The sequence below is a fragment of the Vibrio splendidus genome (assembly GCF_001557875.1).
GTDB classification, from domain to species: domain Bacteria; phylum Pseudomonadota; class Gammaproteobacteria; order Enterobacterales; family Vibrionaceae; genus Vibrio; species Vibrio splendidus_F.
This window is the reverse complement of the sequence record NZ_LNRF01000034.1, coordinates 1-659: the sequence shown is the minus strand read 5'-3', so window position 1 is coordinate 659 and position 659 is coordinate 1. Positions and strand designations below refer to the sequence as shown.

Here is a 659-nt window from a genome sequence, read left to right as displayed (position 1 = left end):
TTCAACGCTTTTATCATCGCGTAAGTTTCACCCACCTGTGCATTGTAATTTCTTAAGCTCAGTTGCCCTCCTAGCAACTGTTTAACTCGATACATCGCTGTTTCTGAGAGTGAACGTTTGTGGTATCCATACCGCTCTTTCCAATACTTATTTGAGCCGTATAATTTCTGGCAACCCACGGCGAGATTTCGAGGGTGACCACGCTCCCAGAAGGCTGCCCCTTCTCTTGGGGGAATAAGCGCAATGGCTCCCTTAATCTTAATAGCAGTGTGACACGCTCTCGTGTCGTAAGCGCCATCACCAGACACCTCAAGGATACTTCGGCGTGTTTGTTTCAGTAAGTTCGGGAGTACTTCTCCATCTGTAACCGTCGATAAACTTAGCTCGGCGGCAATGATCTCATAAGTGTTGGTATCGACGGCAATATGAAGCTTTCTCCAGACTCTACGCTTGCCATCCGTCCCGTGTTTTTTGACTTTCCATTCACCTTCGCCATAAACCTTAAGGCCAGTTGAATCAATGGCTAGGTGTTGTATCGCTCCTCTCGTTTTAGTCTTAAATGAAACCTCAACTTGCTTGGCTCTACGACTGATGCAGGTGTAATGCGGACAACTTAACGGTACATGGGCTAACCTAAATATCGAGTCGATAAATCCTTG

1 protein-coding gene is annotated in these 659 nt (G+C 46.4%); it reads right to left on the bottom strand.

Annotated features, from left to right (window positions below):
• Nucleotides 1–659: IS5 family transposase (locus tag ATB74_RS23435; RefSeq protein ID WP_061019854.1), on the bottom strand; the 659-nt coding region annotated here is incomplete at both ends.